General features: G+C 37.9%; 20 protein-coding genes. 3 read left to right on the forward strand and 17 right to left on the reverse strand.

Annotated elements, in window-relative coordinates; all coding sequences use genetic code 11:
- Window positions 1-20 precede the first annotated feature (20 nt).
- The gene (locus tag NFR44_RS02540) at window positions 21-698 is read left to right on the forward strand and encodes a nucleoside recognition domain-containing protein (protein ID WP_251440857.1); all 678 of its coding nucleotides are present in this window, start codon (window positions 21-23) and stop codon (window positions 696-698) included.
- Entirely contained in the window at window positions 685-1,158 is a 474-nt protein-coding gene (locus NFR44_RS02545; protein WP_251440860.1) for a YjiG family protein, read from the forward strand. Before NFR44_RS02540 ends, NFR44_RS02545 begins: the two co-directional genes overlap by 14 nt.
- Before the next feature lie 108 nt (window positions 1,159-1,266).
- Here NFR44_RS02545 and NFR44_RS02550 read toward each other — a convergent pair whose 3' ends face one another.
- The 14 genes from NFR44_RS02550 to nth form a co-directional block, all read right to left on the reverse strand.
- Window positions 1,267-1,551 carry a PepSY domain-containing protein gene (locus NFR44_RS02550; RefSeq protein WP_251440864.1) on the reverse strand — a complete coding sequence of 95 codons (285 nt, stop codon included), beginning with the start codon at window positions 1,549-1,551 and terminating at the stop codon, window positions 1,267-1,269.
- A 204-nt stretch (window positions 1,552-1,755) separates the two neighbouring features.
- Window positions 1,756-2,349, reverse strand: coding sequence for a lactate utilization protein (locus NFR44_RS02555; RefSeq protein WP_251440867.1), 594 nt, complete (start codon window positions 2,347-2,349; stop codon window positions 1,756-1,758).
- A 132-nt stretch (window positions 2,350-2,481) separates the two neighbouring features.
- Window positions 2,482-3,108 carry a uracil phosphoribosyltransferase gene (gene upp, locus NFR44_RS02560; RefSeq protein ID WP_251440869.1) on the reverse strand — a complete coding sequence of 209 codons (627 nt, stop codon included), beginning with the start codon at window positions 3,106-3,108 and terminating at the stop codon, window positions 2,482-2,484.
- A gap of 129 nt (window positions 3,109-3,237) precedes the next feature.
- Window positions 3,238-4,479 carry a serine hydroxymethyltransferase gene (gene glyA / locus NFR44_RS02565; RefSeq protein ID WP_251440872.1) on the reverse strand — a complete coding sequence of 414 codons (1,242 nt, stop codon included), beginning with the start codon at window positions 4,477-4,479 and terminating at the stop codon, window positions 3,238-3,240.
- 69 nt (window positions 4,480-4,548) lie between these two features.
- Entirely contained in the window at window positions 4,549-4,986 is a 438-nt protein-coding gene (rpiB, locus tag NFR44_RS02570) for a ribose 5-phosphate isomerase B (RefSeq protein WP_251440874.1), read from the reverse strand.
- 223 nt (window positions 4,987-5,209) lie between these two features.
- Complete coding sequence (locus NFR44_RS02575) at window positions 5,210-5,647, reverse strand: low molecular weight protein arginine phosphatase (protein WP_251440877.1); 438 nt, start codon at window positions 5,645-5,647, stop codon at window positions 5,210-5,212.
- A 37-nt stretch (window positions 5,648-5,684) separates the two neighbouring features.
- On the reverse strand, window positions 5,685-6,803 hold the full coding sequence (locus tag NFR44_RS02580; protein WP_251440879.1) for an L-threonylcarbamoyladenylate synthase: 1,119 nt from the start codon (window positions 6,801-6,803) through the stop codon (window positions 5,685-5,687).
- A gap of 1 nt (window position 6,804) precedes the next feature.
- Window positions 6,805-7,686: a peptide chain release factor N(5)-glutamine methyltransferase gene (prmC, locus tag NFR44_RS02585; RefSeq protein WP_251440881.1), complete on the reverse strand. Its 882-nt coding sequence runs from the start codon at window positions 7,684-7,686 to the stop codon at window positions 6,805-6,807.
- Window positions 7,679-8,764: a peptide chain release factor 1 gene (prfA, locus tag NFR44_RS02590; protein WP_251440883.1), complete on the reverse strand. Its 1,086-nt coding sequence runs from the start codon at window positions 8,762-8,764 to the stop codon at window positions 7,679-7,681. The genes prmC and prfA overlap by 8 nt, the downstream gene beginning before the upstream one ends.
- Before the next feature lie 133 nt (window positions 8,765-8,897).
- Entirely contained in the window at window positions 8,898-9,728 is an 831-nt protein-coding gene (locus NFR44_RS02595; protein ID WP_371875174.1) for a DUF1385 domain-containing protein, read from the reverse strand.
- A 132-nt stretch (window positions 9,729-9,860) separates the two neighbouring features.
- Window positions 9,861-10,058 (reverse strand): 50S ribosomal protein L31, encoded by a 198-nt coding sequence (gene rpmE, locus NFR44_RS02600; protein ID WP_115309447.1) that lies wholly within the window; start codon window positions 10,056-10,058, stop codon window positions 9,861-9,863.
- Between the two features lie 99 nt (window positions 10,059-10,157).
- Window positions 10,158-10,463, reverse strand: a complete 306-nt coding sequence (locus NFR44_RS02605; protein ID WP_251440888.1) for a YdbC family protein — start codon at window positions 10,461-10,463, stop codon at window positions 10,158-10,160.
- Between the two features lie 50 nt (window positions 10,464-10,513).
- Window positions 10,514-11,995, reverse strand: a complete 1,482-nt coding sequence (locus NFR44_RS02610; RefSeq protein WP_251440890.1) for a hypothetical protein — start codon at window positions 11,993-11,995, stop codon at window positions 10,514-10,516.
- A gap of 2 nt (window positions 11,996-11,997) precedes the next feature.
- The gene (gene nth / locus NFR44_RS02615; RefSeq protein WP_251440893.1) at window positions 11,998-12,636 is read right to left on the reverse strand and encodes an endonuclease III; all 639 of its coding nucleotides are present in this window, start codon (window positions 12,634-12,636) and stop codon (window positions 11,998-12,000) included.
- Between the two features lie 342 nt (window positions 12,637-12,978).
- Between nth and NFR44_RS02620 the strand changes: the two genes are divergently transcribed.
- Entirely contained in the window at window positions 12,979-13,218 is a 240-nt protein-coding gene (locus NFR44_RS02620; RefSeq protein WP_251440895.1) for a DUF896 domain-containing protein, read from the forward strand.
- Between the two features lie 156 nt (window positions 13,219-13,374).
- On the opposite strand, the gene NFR44_RS02625 is transcribed toward NFR44_RS02620, so the two are convergent.
- The 3 genes from NFR44_RS02625 to ftsZ all read right to left on the reverse strand — a co-directional run bounded on the left by NFR44_RS02625 (window position 13,375) and on the right by ftsZ (window position 16,487).
- Entirely contained in the window at window positions 13,375-14,625 is a 1,251-nt protein-coding gene (locus NFR44_RS02625) for a pyridoxal phosphate-dependent aminotransferase (protein ID WP_251440897.1), read from the reverse strand.
- Between the two features lie 237 nt (window positions 14,626-14,862).
- On the reverse strand, window positions 14,863-15,441 hold the full coding sequence (locus NFR44_RS02630) for an outer membrane beta-barrel protein (protein ID WP_251440900.1): 579 nt from the start codon (window positions 15,439-15,441) through the stop codon (window positions 14,863-14,865).
- A 41-nt stretch (window positions 15,442-15,482) separates the two neighbouring features.
- Window positions 15,483-16,487 (reverse strand): cell division protein FtsZ, encoded by a 1,005-nt coding sequence (gene ftsZ, locus NFR44_RS02635; RefSeq protein WP_251440903.1) that lies wholly within the window; start codon window positions 16,485-16,487, stop codon window positions 15,483-15,485.
- Between the last annotated feature and the right edge of the window lie 5 nt (window positions 16,488-16,492).

Raw genomic sequence — 16,492 nt, forward strand, 5'->3', positions numbered from 1 at the left:
TGTTCAAAGGAGGGCTACAAATGAAAATTCAAGAACAAAACCAAACTGATTGGAACCCCAAAACAAAATGGACTGACTACATTGCTTTAGCCGTAGCAATCTTATTTTTCTCGGGAATTTTTATGAAAGTTCAAGGCCATGCTTGGCTTGGCGCTTTCGACTTTACTACATTAGGTGGCAAATTTGGTATCATTAGTGGTGAAGGAAGTAAATTAAACTTCCTAGGTGTAAAAGGTGAAGGTGCACGACAAGGTTTTATTTTTGCTTTATCACTTATTCCATCTATTATGCTTGCCCTTGGTATTCTAGAAGTATTAACTGAATATGGTGCAATCCGTGCTGCTCACAAACTATTAACTCCGCTCTTATATCCTATTATGCGAGTACCAGGTAGAACTGGCTTAGCTTTAATCACTGATTTACAAAGCACTGATGCTGGCGCAGCCCTCACTAAAGAACTTTTCGATAATAAACAAGTTACTTTAAAAGAACTCATAATCATTGCTCAATGGCAATATAGTGGAGCTGGTATGATATCAAATTACTTTTCAAATGGAGCCGCTCTTTTTGGAGTATTAGTTCTCCCTTTATCAATACCATTAGTATGTATTTTTATTTTAAAATTCTTAGGTGCAGTACTTTGCCGTATCGCCTTAAATACCATTTATAAGGGGGACTTCACTAATGAGCAACAATAAAACAAGTAAAAATCCTTTCGATATTTTTATCATTGGTGCCCGTAAAGGATTTACAGTAGGTACCACTAATTTATTACCAAATGTATTAATGGCCTATACCCTAGCGCTTATATTAAAACTATTAGGCATATTAGATTTAGTAGGTGTTATATTTGGGCCAATTATGGCTGTCTTTGGTCTCCCTGGTGAAGCTATTACGGTATTACTAACCTCTTGGTTATCTTCTTCTGCTGGCGTAGGAATAGCGGTAAGTTTAATGGGACAAGGCATACTAGATGGTACAGGTGCAACTATCTTAATGCCGGCAATCTTCTTAATAGGCTCTCAATTACAATATATGGGACGCTTGTTAGGCGTTGCTGATATACCTGTTAAATATTGGCCTCTTCTTATATTACTAAGTGTAGTTAATGCTATAGTTGCCATGTTTATTATGCGTTTCTTAACATTAATGTTTTAATCCTATAACACTAAATATCCTTACAAAAAATAACAAATAATAAAAGAGCCCCTAATTAGGGGCTCTTTTATTATTTATAAATTAGAATTAAAATTATCTTTTATTCTATTAGTCGCGGTCAATATCCCACTCTGTAATTTGGCCTGTAGCTGCATCAATTTCAAATTCATATTCTACGCCATTGAAGAAGATTTTACCTTCATATACTTTACGGCCATCTTCCCAATCTGGATGTGCTTTATAAACATGAGATGCATTAGCACCAGGCACTTTTGCCAATGCGATTTCTGTAGCTTGATCTAAAGTAATTTCACCATTAGCTTGTGCAAACGTAAATGCACCTGCAGCTACCAAAGATAATGTTAATACTTTTAAAGACTTGTTCATTTTCATTAGTTACCTCTCTTTACGTTAAACATCAAATATAAACTATGCATAAATATATTATGTTATTTACTGTTTTCTATACATCTATTATATTCGATATATAGATATATGTCCAATGATAAAAAATCATATTCTATGCATTTAAGTAATGATTAATTATTTTTTAAGCTATGTTTTTTACAGAAAGTTATTCACAGCTAACTGCTCTTCTTATAAACCTAACTCTTCATCAATAAAAATAATTTCACAAGCCATACTGCTAGTAGGGCCCCACATAGTTACCATACCACGACAAATTCGTTCTGGACTTTTACAATCATAACACCGATCTCCCTTAATGGCACATGGAGTTTTTACCTTCAATTGTTGAGCTCGCTGTGGCGCTGCAATATTTCTAGCTCGCCATACAGCATCCTCATAAGTCTTTGTAATTTTATTCTTACCAACAACTAGATATAACTTTTTATGTCCAAACATCATGGAAGCTAAGCGATTTCCATTGCCGTCAATATTAACAATCTCACCCGTTTCAGCAATCCCATTCACAGAAGCAATATAAATCTCTGTATCCATTGCCCCATGCCGTGCTTTATCTGGTTCTTGTTGCCAGTGCCAATATACAATATTATGTGTTTCTAATAATTCAAATAACCCGATATCTCTTACTGTAGCAGAACCACCAATGCCAACTGACACCCCATTAATAACCTCATTTAAGTATTGTGCTGCTTCTTTACCAGTAGCAAATCTTTTAACTGTATAGCCACGAGTTTTTAAATTCTCAGTAATCTTTGTAAAATCCATATAAGACACCTGCCTTTAAGACCTATATATACAAATAGAACAAGAATTGGCTACCAATTCTTGTTCTATTGTCAAACTATTTAATTTTATACACTATATACGCTAACAGCTATTTCTCGTATTGTAGGAACATTATTTAGTACCAAAAATACGGTCCCCTGCATCACCAAGACCAGGTAAGATATAGCCATGTTCATTTAAGTCTTCATCAAGAGCTGCCACATAAATGCGCACATCAGGATGCTCTTTATTGACTACTTCTACCCCTTGTGGGGCCGCAACAAGACACATCAACTGAATATCACGAGCCCCTTTTTCTTTTAAAAGCGTAATAGCTGCTGATGCACTACCACCAGTAGCAAGCATAGGGTCAGTCACAATAATACGACGACCTGCTAAATCAGAAGGCAATTTGCAGTAATATTCAACTGGTTTTAAGGTTTCAGGATCACGATATAAACCTACATGCCCCACCTTAGCCATTGGCATTAATTCCAACAAGCCATTAACCATGCCCAAGCCAGCACGTAAAATAGGAATAATCCCTAATTTTTTACCAGCAATTTGTTTACCAATTGCTTTTACTAATGGTGTCTGAACTTCTACATCTTCCAAAGGTAAGTCACGAGTAATTTCGTAACCCATTAATAGTGTAATTTCTTCCAATAATTCACGAAAATCTTTTGACCCTGTTTCTACATTGCGAATCAAGGTTACTTTATGTTGAATCAAGGGATGAGTCATTACATTAACATTCATAAAATTTAGTGCCTCCTTATGCCTAAATACTGTGCATTACTTTGTGTGTACTATACATTATACTACAATCTAGTCTCTAATGTATAACCTGCTCACACTATGTGAAACTCTCTCTCTCTGCTACTCGTATTATAGATTAGGATACATAGGATATTTTTCACAAAGAGCAGCTACTCGTTTAGCCGCTTCTTCATGTTTTGCTTTATCTTCTGAGTTTTTAAGAACTAAAGCAATAATAGACGCAATTTCTTCCATATCAGCTTCTTTTAAGCCACGAGTTGTTAACGCTGGTGTACCCAAACGAATACCACTTGTTACAAAAGGACTTTCTGGATCGAATGGAATTGTATTTTTATTGCAAGTAATCCCTACTTCATCAAGTAAGAACTCTGCCACTTTACCAGTTAAGCCACAGCTACGTACATCTACTAACATTACATGAGTATCTGTACCACCAGAAACAATTAAGAACCCTTCTTTTTCAAGTGCTGCTGCTAATACTTTAGCGTTAGTGATAACTTGTTGTGCATATTCTTTGAAAGCTGGCTGTAAGGCTTCACCAAAAGCAACGGCTTTAGCTGCAATAACATGCATCAAAGGCCCCCCTTGAATACCAGGGAAGATTGCTTTATCAATAGCTTTTGCATATTCTTCTTTGCAAAGAATCATACCACCACGTGGACCACGTAATGTTTTATGTGTTGTAGTTGTTACTACATCAGCATATTCCACTGGATTTGGATGTAAGCCAGCAGCTACTAAACCAGCAAAATGAGCCATATCAACCATGAAAATAGCCCCTACTTCATGAGCAATATCAGCCATTTTCTTAAAGTCGATAATGCGGGAATATGCACTACCACCGCCAATAATCATTTTTGGCTTAGTTTCTAAAGCAATACTACGCATTTCATCATAGTCGATTTGTTGTGTTTCTGCATTCACACCGTACGGTACAATGTTAAAATATGTGCCTGATACATTAACAGGAGAACCATGAGTCAAGTGACCACCATGAGATAAGTTCATCCCCATAATAGTATCACCTGGTTTTAATAGTGCAAAATATACCCCAAAGTTAGCTTGAGAACCAGAATGAGGTTGTACGTTTACATGATCAGCGCCAAATAATTTTTTAGCTCGTGCAATAGCTAAATCTTCTACCATATCAACATATTCACAGCCACCATAATAGCGTTTACCAGAATAACCTTCTGCATATTTGTTAGTTAATACACTGCCTTGCGCTTCCATAACGGCTTCTGAAACAAAGTTTTCAGACGCAATCATTTCCAATTTATTACGCTGACGGCTCAACTCTAAATCAATACATTGTTTTAATTCTGGATCTTGACCTTTAAGAATGCTCATAGCATTACCTCCTACACACTCAACTCATAGTGCCTATGAAATAAAAGTTGTTTCCCAAATTATAAAGGCTTACGCCTCTAATTCAGCAATTTTAGCAACACGCCGTTCATGACGGCCCCCTTCAAATTCAGTAGTTAGCCAAATTTTTACGATATCTGTTGCTAGACCTGGGCCAATAACCCGTTCACCCATAGTAAGAATATTTGCATTATTATGCTCTCGCGAAGCATGCGCGGAAAATGTATCATGACAAAGTGCCGCACGAATACCCGCTACTTTATTAGCCGCAATACCAATACCAATACCAGTGCCACAAATTAAAATGCCCCGATCATATTCACCCGCTGCTACCGCTTTAGTTACTGGAGCTGCAATGTCTGGATAATCTACTGATGCTTCAGAATCAGTTCCGAAGTCAGTATAGTCCACGTTAAGCTCATCAAGAACCGCTTTTACAGCAGCCTTTAAATGAACTCCACCATGGTCTGCACCAATGGCTACTTTCATCCTATCCCTCCTAATCGCTACTTTGAAATATAAATATCTCTCACACTATTTTACTATGTCGTATTAAATCAAGCAACGACATTTGTACATATTCTAAAGATACTTGTCAATTTATAGAAAATAGTATTTATATTTAAAAATATCAATACTAACCAACAACTATAAATATCTCTAAAAAGTAACATTATTAGAAATTAATTAACCAATGAAAGTTAAGGTAAACTTATTTTAAATTAGCTAACCCTTTTGCTAATAAGGTTTTAATTTGAGCGGCACAGGCATCATATTCTTCTTGTGTGCCACCAAATGGGTCTGCTACATCTTCCTGAGTGCCAGCCCATTCACCTAAGGTCATTATTTTATCTTTCAAATCAGGGAATTGACGAAGTAATACGTTTTTATGATCAGAGGAAAGACCTAATATTAAATCAGCCGCATCAATTAACGCTTTAGTGAGTGGTCGAGACTGATGCATCGAAATATCTACCATATCTTTAACTGCCGTTTCAGCATATGGTGATACCCGCCCCCCTGGTGCTGTAAATAAGCCCGCTGATAGTGTAGTAATATCTTTATTTTCTTTTTCCGCCATTACACGCAATAAACCTTCTGCCATTGGACTGCGACAAGTATTGCCTGTGCAAACAAATAAAATATTCATAATAAACCTCATTTCCTAATAACTAAAGCCCTGATTATTATCGCTTAGGAATAGCATTTACAATTTTATAGCCGCTCGCCTTATCCATGCGATTCATGATAGCTCGCCCAAAACCTTGCCGTGGTACGCCCGTAGCAAATATATGAGTCACACCAGCATCATTGAACATCAATAAGGAGGCATATAATGAACGTGCTAACCCTCGATAATCTGCCGCATTGCCATAAATAGTAAATTCAAATGGCACCGATAAATCAGCCAAATATATGTCTAAGAATTGAGCCACTTCCTCATTAATTAAGAAGCCAAATCGTAATGGTTTTATATTATGCTCACCCGCCATAGCTTGCGTCTTTGCTTTATATTCAGCTTGAATTGATTCCATAGCTTCAATCATAGCTTCACTAATTAATTTAGGAACGCCTACATAAGTAGTCATTTCTCCATCTGGTGCATAGTGCTTATATTTCATTCCCGGTGCTTTGGGTGCCACATCTGGTGCTGTCAACGCTTCATCAAAATTTACCTGACTAACCACCTGACGTAGCATAGCGTCAGTTACACCACCGGGTCGTAATATGGTCACGCTGTCTTCACCACATTCTACAATCGTAGATTCCACACCTACCTCGCAAGGACCTGCATCAACAATCGCCTCAATTCGCCCTTTCATATCGTGGTATACAGCTTCAGCCGTAGTCGGGCTAGGTCGGCCTGAAATATTAGCACTAGGAGCCGCAATAGGCACGCCAGCCGCTTCTAAAATAGCCCGACAGACTTCATGGTCTGGAGAACGGATTGCTACACTATCAAGACCACCAGTAGCTCGAAGTGGCACTTTATCAGACTTAGGCAAAATGATTGTTAATGGTCCTGGCCAAAAGGCATCCATTAATTGTTTCGCAATAGGTGGAATTTCCTTTACTAAAGGTAGAACACTAGCCTGATTAGGAACATGTAAAATTAATGGATTATCAGACGGACGACCTTTGGCTTCATAAATACGAGCCATAGCTACTTCATCAAACCCATTAGCCCCTAAGCCATATACGGTTTCCGTCGGAATCGCTACTAATTGACCGTCCCGTAAGCGGGCGCCCAATTCAGCAATATCAGCGTCTTCTAATTGTCTATATATTTTAGTTTCTAATGCCATTTTAATCACCTATTTTCTGCCACCGTAATTCACGTACAATCCCTGCAATATCCGCATTAGCCACTACTTCACTATAACAGCCTACTGCATTAGCTAAAGCAATCACTTTCTCCGCTTGATCATACCCTATTTCAACAGCTAAATAGCCGCCTTTTTTCAAATACCGAGGAGCTTCTACTACTAAGCGCCGATAAAAATCAAGCCCATCAGCACCTCCATCTAACGCTAATATAGGCTCGTGCAATACTTCTGGTGCTAATGTTTTCACTTCTTCAGTAGGAATATAAGGCGGATTAGACACAATAATGTCAAAAGCCTCTTCATATTGTGAGTCCTGTTGTAAAGCACTAAATAAATCAGACATGCACAATTTAGCCCGTTCTTCTAACTGTAATCGCTCCCGATTAGACACTGCTACGGTTAAGGCCTCTTTACTAATATCAAGGCCTAAACCAGTCGCTTCAGGAAGATAATGTAACAAACTATATAAAATAGTCCCAGGTCCTGTACATACATCTAAAATATAAGAACTTTCTTCCTTAGGGATAATTGTTAAAATATCCTCTACCAACGTTTCTGTGTCTGGTCTTGGGATGAGTACATCTTTTGTAACTGAAAAAGTAAGGCCCATAAATTCTTTTTCACCAATAATAGCAGCTACACTATAACCCTTACCACGCTCTATGACTAAAGGACGATAAGCATCTAATTCAGCCTTAGTTAGCGGCTTATCATAATGTGTATAAAGATATATCCTATCTTTCCCCAATATATGAGAAAGCAGCACTTCCCCATCAAGGCGACTTGATTCGACGCCTTTGCCGAGAAAATACTGCTCTGTCCACTGGAGCAAACGACCAATCGTCCATAGCTCCTTAGGCATTTTGATCAGCCTCCTGCATTTTAGCAGCTTGATCTGCCGCAACTAAAGCTTGAATCAATTCGTCTAAATCCCCATTAAGCACGGCATCTAACTTATACAAAGTTAAATTAATGCGATGATCAGTAACACGGCCTTGAGGGAAATTATAGGTACGGATACGTTCACTACGGTCACCAGTACCTACTTGACTTTTACGATCAGCGGCTACACTAGCAGCTGCTTCTTGTTCTGCTTTATCTTGCAACTTTGCACGTAAAACGCGCATTGCCTTATCTTTATTTTTTAATTGGGAACGTTCATCTTGACAAGCTACTACAATACCAGTTGGTTTGTGAGTAATACGAACCGCTGATTCAGTACGGTTAACGTGCTGTCCACCAGCGCCACTGGCACAATAAGTGTCAATTTGAAGGTCCTTGTCGTTAATTTCAATGTCTACATCTTCTGCTTCTGGTAAAACAGCTACTGTTACAGTCGATGTATGAATACGACCAGACGATTCTGTTTCTGGTACGCGTTGCACACGATGTACACCACTTTCAAATTTCAATTTAGAATACGCACTATTGCCATCAACGGAGAATACGACTTCTTTAAAGCCTCCCAATTCTGGTGCATTCGCATCAATAATTTCACAACGCCAGCCCTGTGCTTCTGCATATTTCGTGTACATGCGGAATAAATCGCCAGCAAATAAAGCAGCTTCATCGCCACCAGCACCGCCACGAATTTCCACAATAACATTCTTTTCATCATTAGGATCTTTAGGCAACAATAGAATATGAAGACGCTCTTCTAGATCTTCTTTACGCTCTTTTAGCTCTTTTAATTCTTCTTGTGCCATTTCACGAAACTCTTCATCAAGACTTTTATCTTCTAATACTTCAAGTGCTTCATCAATGCCAGTTAACACTTGTTTATACTCGCGAAAAGCTTGTACTGTTTCAGTAAGACTAGCATGCTGACGTGTTAATTTTTGCCACTCTTGTTGACGAGCAATCACTTCAGGGTCACTAATGCGTTGCTCCAAGTCCATATATTTATCTTCAATAACTTGTAATTTATCTACTAATACCATGAATGGGTACCCCTTTCAGGTTAATTCTATCAATTTCTTCATCTTAATAACGAATTAATAACTAATTAATAACTAATTAATAATTGATATTCTACTTAATAACTAATAAGCTACTATCGTTATCTAGACAAAGTTACACTTCATAAGCATCTTCTTCGCTAGGTCTTACTTCTTCAAGAGCGCGAATAGCCACTTCAATTTGATCATCTTCGGGCTCTCGAGTTGTCATATACTGCAACCATAAGCCTGGTGTTATTAAGAGTTTTACCAAGGCGTTATCACTGCGACCAGCTAAGCGAATCATTTCATAAGCAATCCCTGCTACTACGGGCATTAAAACAACCCGTGAAAGGATACGCTCCCATAAACTAGGCCATCCTAAAAAAGCAAATACAAAGATACTTGTTACCATAACAATGAGTAAAAAGTTAGTGCCACAACGAGCATGTAACCGGGAATGATTACGCACATTCGCTACCGTTAAAGGCATATCACTTTCATAGGTATGAATGGTCTTATGTTCAGCACCATGATATTGAAATACTCGACGAATATCTTTAGTCTGTCCAATAACCCATATATAAAGCAAAAATAGAAGTAAGCGGATAGCACCTTCTATTAAATTCAATACAAAATGATTATCTCCTACACCAGGAATCCACTTAGCTGCATATGTTGGTAAAGCCAAAAATAATCCAATAGCTAATAAGGTAGAAATAACCATAGTAATGGCTATTTCCTTATTCGTCATTGTTTCTTCCTCTTCTCCGGCCGCTTTAGCTGAAAAAGATAACGCCTTCATACCAATCACTAAAGACTCATATAAAGCTACACAACCACGCAATAAAGGTTTCTTTAATATAGGATATTGTTCACTAATTGAACTAGTTGTAGTCCTATCGACTACAATCTGGCCACTCGGTTCTCTAACCGCTGTGGCTGTATACTTAGGGCCGCGCATCATAACACCTTCTATGACCGCCTGTCCACCTACAAATTTTTTAACTCGTTTTGTTTCCAAAGCGTCTCCTCTCTCAAACAAATATAGGCAGAGCCGAAGCTCTGCCGTATTATTTGTATAGCTAGACTACAGTAATTATTTACCGTAACGCTTGTTGAATTGTTCGATACGACCGCGAGCCTGAGCAGTACGTTGCTGTCCTGTGAAGAACGGATGACATTTGGAACATACGTCTACACGAAGGTCGTTTTTAACAGAACCAGTTTTAAACGTATTGCCACAACCGCAAGTTACGGTAGCTTCACCATAATTAGGATGAATTCCTTCTTTCATTCTATACACCTCTTTCCACTGTCCAAAACTATGCTTATTGATTATATCATGGAGAATCAGTTAATGCAACTTATTCAACTGAAAATGATAAAATTTTTCTTATTCGTCGGCCCCATCTTTTTCAGCTGCCTTTTCAGCAGCTTTAGCAACTTGACGTTCCGCTACAGATTCTTCATAAGCCGCTTCTAAATCTACTTCATTTAATAAATCGCGAAGCGCCAAAATTTCTTCTAGAGACAAAGTAATCCCCTTAGTCATACCATTGTACTCACTGTCCCAAGAGCGAAGATCAAATTTAGGGTTATAACGTCCCCAACTAGTACAAGTTAACTGCTTTTTCCAGCCATCTTTATTTTCAGATAAAGTGCCAAGTACTTTATAAATCTCAAAATTTACTACAGCCATTACGTACCTCCTAGTCTATTCCTTTACTTTATCCCAATTCCTCAATCCTGTCAATTCGTTACTTCAGCCGGTGGCACAATTTCAGCCGCCATAGTTTCAATAGCAGTCTGCCAATCCTTGTCTGCTTTTTCTAAGGCTTGTTTACGTGCTTCTCGCGCTGTTTCAAATTGTCCGGCTAATTCAGCTAGGGCCTCTTCCTTAATAACACTACGCCGTACACTGCCCATCAACTGCAATAAGGCCGCTGATGATAAAACCATCTGAGCTAATTTAGTTAATACAGCTTTCCCTTTTTCACTACGGAAATAGGTATACCAAATATAGGCAGCTTGCGCATTCGTAAATAACCAATATGCGTCTGTGTCCTGAGATACATCCACCTGTTCGACTAATTCTGCATACGCCACTTCATCCAAAGCTTCACCGCTAGGACGGCCAGGCTGTTCAACAAGTTTTAACTGCACATCTAAGCCCTGACGTTCTACTACTAGACGAGTCGCTTCATAAGCACTAAAAATCTTCTGCACATATAAAGGCACTTTAGGATCTAATGAGGTAAAGCCATCTTCACCTAACGTAGGCAATTGCGCCTTCATAGCAGGTTCTACACCACATAGTGATAAACCATACTGCACTAACGAAAACGTATCCATAGAGGCTAATACTTCATGTGGCAAGGCAATAAATGGTGTACTGCGCCAGCCATCGTCTATAACCTCACGAATCTCCAATCCTACTTTTTTTACATCATAATTAGTATATACAAACTCATATGTCCCTAAAGGAGCCCATTCCCGTACAGTTTGCAAACGCTTTTGTAAAAGCATATATTGTACTGCCATACGATTCATGCCTACCTGGTCCTGAATCGCACTAATAGGAATAAAATAATGAGCCGTGCCTAATTCTGTAATATTGCCTACACGGGTTGCTAACTCTTCCATTATCTGTACAGGTGCTCGGAATAAACCAGTCGATGCCGCAATAATATGGTCAAAAATTACATCGTCTGGCCATTCATTTATGACTGGTGCCAATGGATATAATTGCTTAAATAAGTTATAGCATGTCTCTGATGGCGTATACAATAATAAACGCTCTACTGGCAGAGTTTGTAGAATCTCTTCAGCTAAGCTAGCATATTCTTCAATAAAGGCAAGTAAAATAATACCTTCCGTGGATTTATGTGTTTCAATAATTTCCTTAAATGGCAAACGCCATTGTTCACCACTTACAATCCCTTCCACATAACCAGTTTCACTAATAAAATCCATCACTTCTATTGCAAACGATGGGCCATACACTCGTTCAAAACCCGCTTGATCATAAGGAATGGGACCAAAAACCTCTACTGTACTCTGCGTAGCTAATTCATATAGCTTTTCACCAGTAATCCCCCATTGACGAACTTCAGAACTACCTTGTAATATTTGATCCAATACACGAAAGCGCAAAAGTTCTGTTACTACGTCACTTCCCGTAACTCCTAGCTCTTTAAATTTATTAATTATACTTTGCATTGCTTCTTTCAATTTTATGCCTCCTTACCCGCTGACGGACATACATGAGCCAACGGACATTCACCACATACAGGTTTGCGGGCCTTGCATATTTTACGACCATGCCAAATCAACCAATGATGTGCCGCACTCCATTTTTCCATGGGAATCGCTTTTTTAAGTTTTTCTTCTACCGCTTCAGGTGTCTTGCCACGTGCTAAGCCTAAGCGATTAGACACTCTAAACACATGCGTATCTACAGCAATAGCTGGTATATCAAACAAAACAGAAATTAGTACATTCGCTGTTTTACGCCCTACTCCTGGCAATTGTACCAATTTGTCAAAATCTGCTGGTACTTCACCACCATAGGTATGCACCAAAATATCGCAAGTTTTAATTAAATTAGCAGCTTTTGCCCGATAGAGACCACAATCACGAATTAGTACTTCTAACTTTGCAGTACCTAAGGCAAGCATGTCAGCTGGATCACTATAAGTAGGAAATAAACGATTCGTAATAATATTAACTCGCTCATCCGTACACTGTGCCGATAATACAACCGCCACTAATAATTCAAAAGGACTATTATAATGTAGTGCCGGCTTGGCATCTTTATATATAGTTTCTAATATTTCAATTTGTTCTGCTTTAATAGCTTTAGTTACACGCATTATTATAGACTCCTAATGCCATTATCGAATACCTATTCACTATGTGCTATCACTCATATCTTACATGACCGCTAAAGAATTAATTGCTTCTAAAAATAAAAATTAGATACTTTTAAAAATCTATCTCTAACACTGATAGCATATAATCTTCTAATTCATATTGTACCATAAACAATCAGTAAACCTCATACTTTTACAATTATATCACTAACATTAGGGAAACATCAAACAACACACCTTCTAAAAAGCCCCTTCTATTGCCCCCTATATCTTATAGTTTCGCATAGAACCTCATTGACCGATATGATATAATAATTACATATTACTACTTGGGAGGATTGTATGGAAATTAATGATGTGTTAGCTCGTATCAATGAATTAGCTCATAAAAAGAAGTCCGGTCAAGCCTTAACAGAGGCAGAATTGGTTGAAAAAAAAGAATTATACCGTATTTATCTCGACTTTATTCGGGGCCAAGTAAAATCACAACTGGACCGCGTTCAATTTGTCGACGAAGAAACGGGAACTATTACACCGGCCAAAGATTTAGCAGCTGCTAAGGCTAAAAAACAGACTCATTAAACTATATAAACATAAAAAAAATCCGGTAACTAACCTATAAAAATTAGTTACCGGATTTTTATATTAACATCTTACTTACATTGTATATTCTCAAATCTTCTCTATATCCATAGAAAACATAGAGAAAATCTTACATCAATTCACTTATAACTACTTTTATAAATGACCTAATCGATGCATTACATTATATACAGTTTTAGCTAAACCATGCATTTGACGCTTAGGAATGCTACAAGCAGCAATACGAATACCATGTTTTAAAGCAATGACATACACATGATCTTTTGTTAATTCCTCAACAATTTCTTTACTATGTTCAGTAGGAATCGTCAAGAAGAAACCACCACAATATGGCAAGCAAGGAACGCCCAATTCTTTCGCTTCTTCTGTAAAAATATGAGCACGTTCTTGCACCAATTCACAATATTCAGCACGTTCTTTTTCATGAGCAGCCAACTTAGCTGGATCATTTACAATATTCGCCATAGTGCGCATAGCTGGACGACAAATATTAGACCAAGTAGCACGAGATGTTAAAGCATTAATTTCTGTAAATTCATTATTAACATCTTTATCAGATGTAATACCAATCATCGCGCCAACACGCTGACCATACATAGTAAAGCCTTTAGATAAACTATAGCAAGCTACTACTAAAATTTCTTTTGGTAATTGGCTAAACTTTTTAAAGAAACGACGTACTGTTTGCTTTTCACCAGAGTAATCAATATATGCAACGTCACAAGCAATAATAACTTTATTCTTGCCACTGCCTACTAACTCCTTAGCAAAACCAATGACTTTATCCCAATCTTCATCCGTTAAGCTAAAACCTGTAGGATTATTACCAGGTGTATTGAAAATTAACACTACATTTTCCTGATTAGCGGCTACTTCTAAAGCTTTTGCTTTAAAAGCTTCGAAGTTAAAATGCAAACTTTCATCAAACAAAGGATATGTTTCTAAACGACGGTGATTATCACCACAAATTTGTTCATAAGCACCCCAATACCAATCGGCTGTAAGAACCACATCTTCTGGGTTAGTATAATTATGAACTAAATGATGAATCCCACCAGTACCACCAGCCGTTGCCACAGCTGAAATTAAAGCGTCTGGTCTTGATTCACCAAAGCACTCTTTTTGAGCAGCTTCTAAAAATTCTGGCAAGCCTGCAATAGGCGCATATGCAGTATATTCATTGCGTGGTAAATGCAAGTATTCATGTTCTACGGCTTTTAAGAAGACAATATTCCCCTCTTCGTCCATAATAGAACCCAAGGTGCCATTCAATACATTTTCTTTCCCATTTTGTCGAGCATCTTCCTGTGCTCGTGCATTCATGACGAAAATATTATCTTTTGCTTTTTTGCCACGGGCGTGCGCAGCAGCCATACTCATAGTCATTTATAACACCATCCCATCTTAAGTTAATAATTCCTTACTTAATAATAACTAAAATAGGTGTCTCTTACAAGCGGAAATGCATTGTTTTTCAAAAGAATATTGTATACACTATTGTGTCTATTTTATATACTATTTTTTCTAATAATTAGATTAAAAAAGCCCGTGACTATAGAAATCTATAGTCACGGACTTGATTAATCACTAGCTATTGCCTAGTAGTAACAACTCTAGATAATATTAGAAGTTGTAACCTACGCCAGCATGTAAGCCTTTAACAGTGCCACGATCGCCATCTACACTGTATTTATCATATTGATAATATACATTAAGATCTAAATCTTCGTTTAACTCATAAGCAGCACCGATTTGATATGTATTTTTGATGTCATTACCAAAACCGATTTTAGCATAACCATTAAGTTTGTCAGCTAATGGCACATGACCAATTACACCAGCTTGCATACCAGTTTCATGATCGCCAGCTGCTTTAATGTATGTACCAGCACCGTATACGTTTACATTTGGATGGATTTTATATACAGCTGCTAATTGATGATCTTTCAAATCGCTCTGATCATCAAGATTTACTTTGCTATAAGCATATTGTAAAGCCCATTTATCGCTTAAAGCAGTTTGTAAGTTAGCACCAAAACCATCAGCATGACCGCTTTCGCCAGTTACGCTTTGGTTAAAGCTGTATTCAACACCCACTTTGCTCTGACCTTCGTTAATGTCAGTTACAGGTACAGCAGCTGCAAAAGCAGCGCCAGTTAACATAGTAGAGGCTAAAGTAGCCACGAATAATTTCTTGTTCATAAGGTACCTCCTCAAATCTCAACACAAAACTAATTATTTAATTAGCGTTTCATAAATGTAGGAATTTCTGGCCCTACGGTTCCAAATGGAGATTTTGTCACACCTGTTTTAGGTTGCGCCCCGAAGCCAGTAGCTACAACAGTAATTTGTACGCGATCTCCAAGGTTTTCATCTATAACGGAACCAAAGATAATATTTGCTTCTGGATCCGCTGCTTCGGAAATGATTTCAGCCGCTTCGTTAATTTCGAATAAGCTTAAATCATTGCTACCAGTAATATTCAAGAGAATGCCTTTAGCCCCTTCAATAGAAGTTTCTAATAATGGGCTATTAATTGCCATTTTAGCAGCATCAACAGCACGGTTTTCACCTTCGCCGATACCAATGCCCATCAAAGCTTCCCCTTGATTAGTCATAATAGTTTTAACGTCAGCAAAGTCAAGGTTAATAAGACCTGGTACTGTAATCAAATCAGAAATACCTTTAATACCTTGACGAAGCACATCGTCAGCCGTACGGAAGGCTTCATTCAATGGAGTCTTTTTATCCACAACTTGCAATAATTTATCATTAGGAATCACAATAATTGTATCTACTTTGCTAGTTAACATTTCAATACCTTTATCAGCTTGATTTTTACGACGTTTACCTTCAAAAGTAAATGGTTTTGTTACAACACCAACAGTTAACGCACCCATTTCACGAGCACATTCTGCTACGATTGGCGCTGCACCAGTACCAGTGCCACCACCCATACCAGCAGTAACAAATACCATGTCGGAACCTTGAAGGGCTTTAGTAATTTCTTCACGACTTTCTTGAGCAGCTTCTTCCCCTACTTCTGGGTTAGCACCGGCACCAAGACCTTTAGTCAATTTTTCACCTAATTGGATTTTTGTTGTTGCTTTTGAATTATCTAATGCTTGTGTTTCTGTATTGGCTACCAAGAACTCTACACCTTGAAGGCCACTGTCAATCATACGATTTACGGCGTTGCTTCCGCCACCACCGACACCAATAACTTTAATACTTGCGAATTCCGACATTTACG

It is taken from the genome of Veillonella intestinalis (assembly GCF_943193155.1).
GTDB classification, from domain to species: Bacteria; Bacillota; Negativicutes; order Veillonellales; family Veillonellaceae; genus Veillonella_A; species Veillonella_A intestinalis.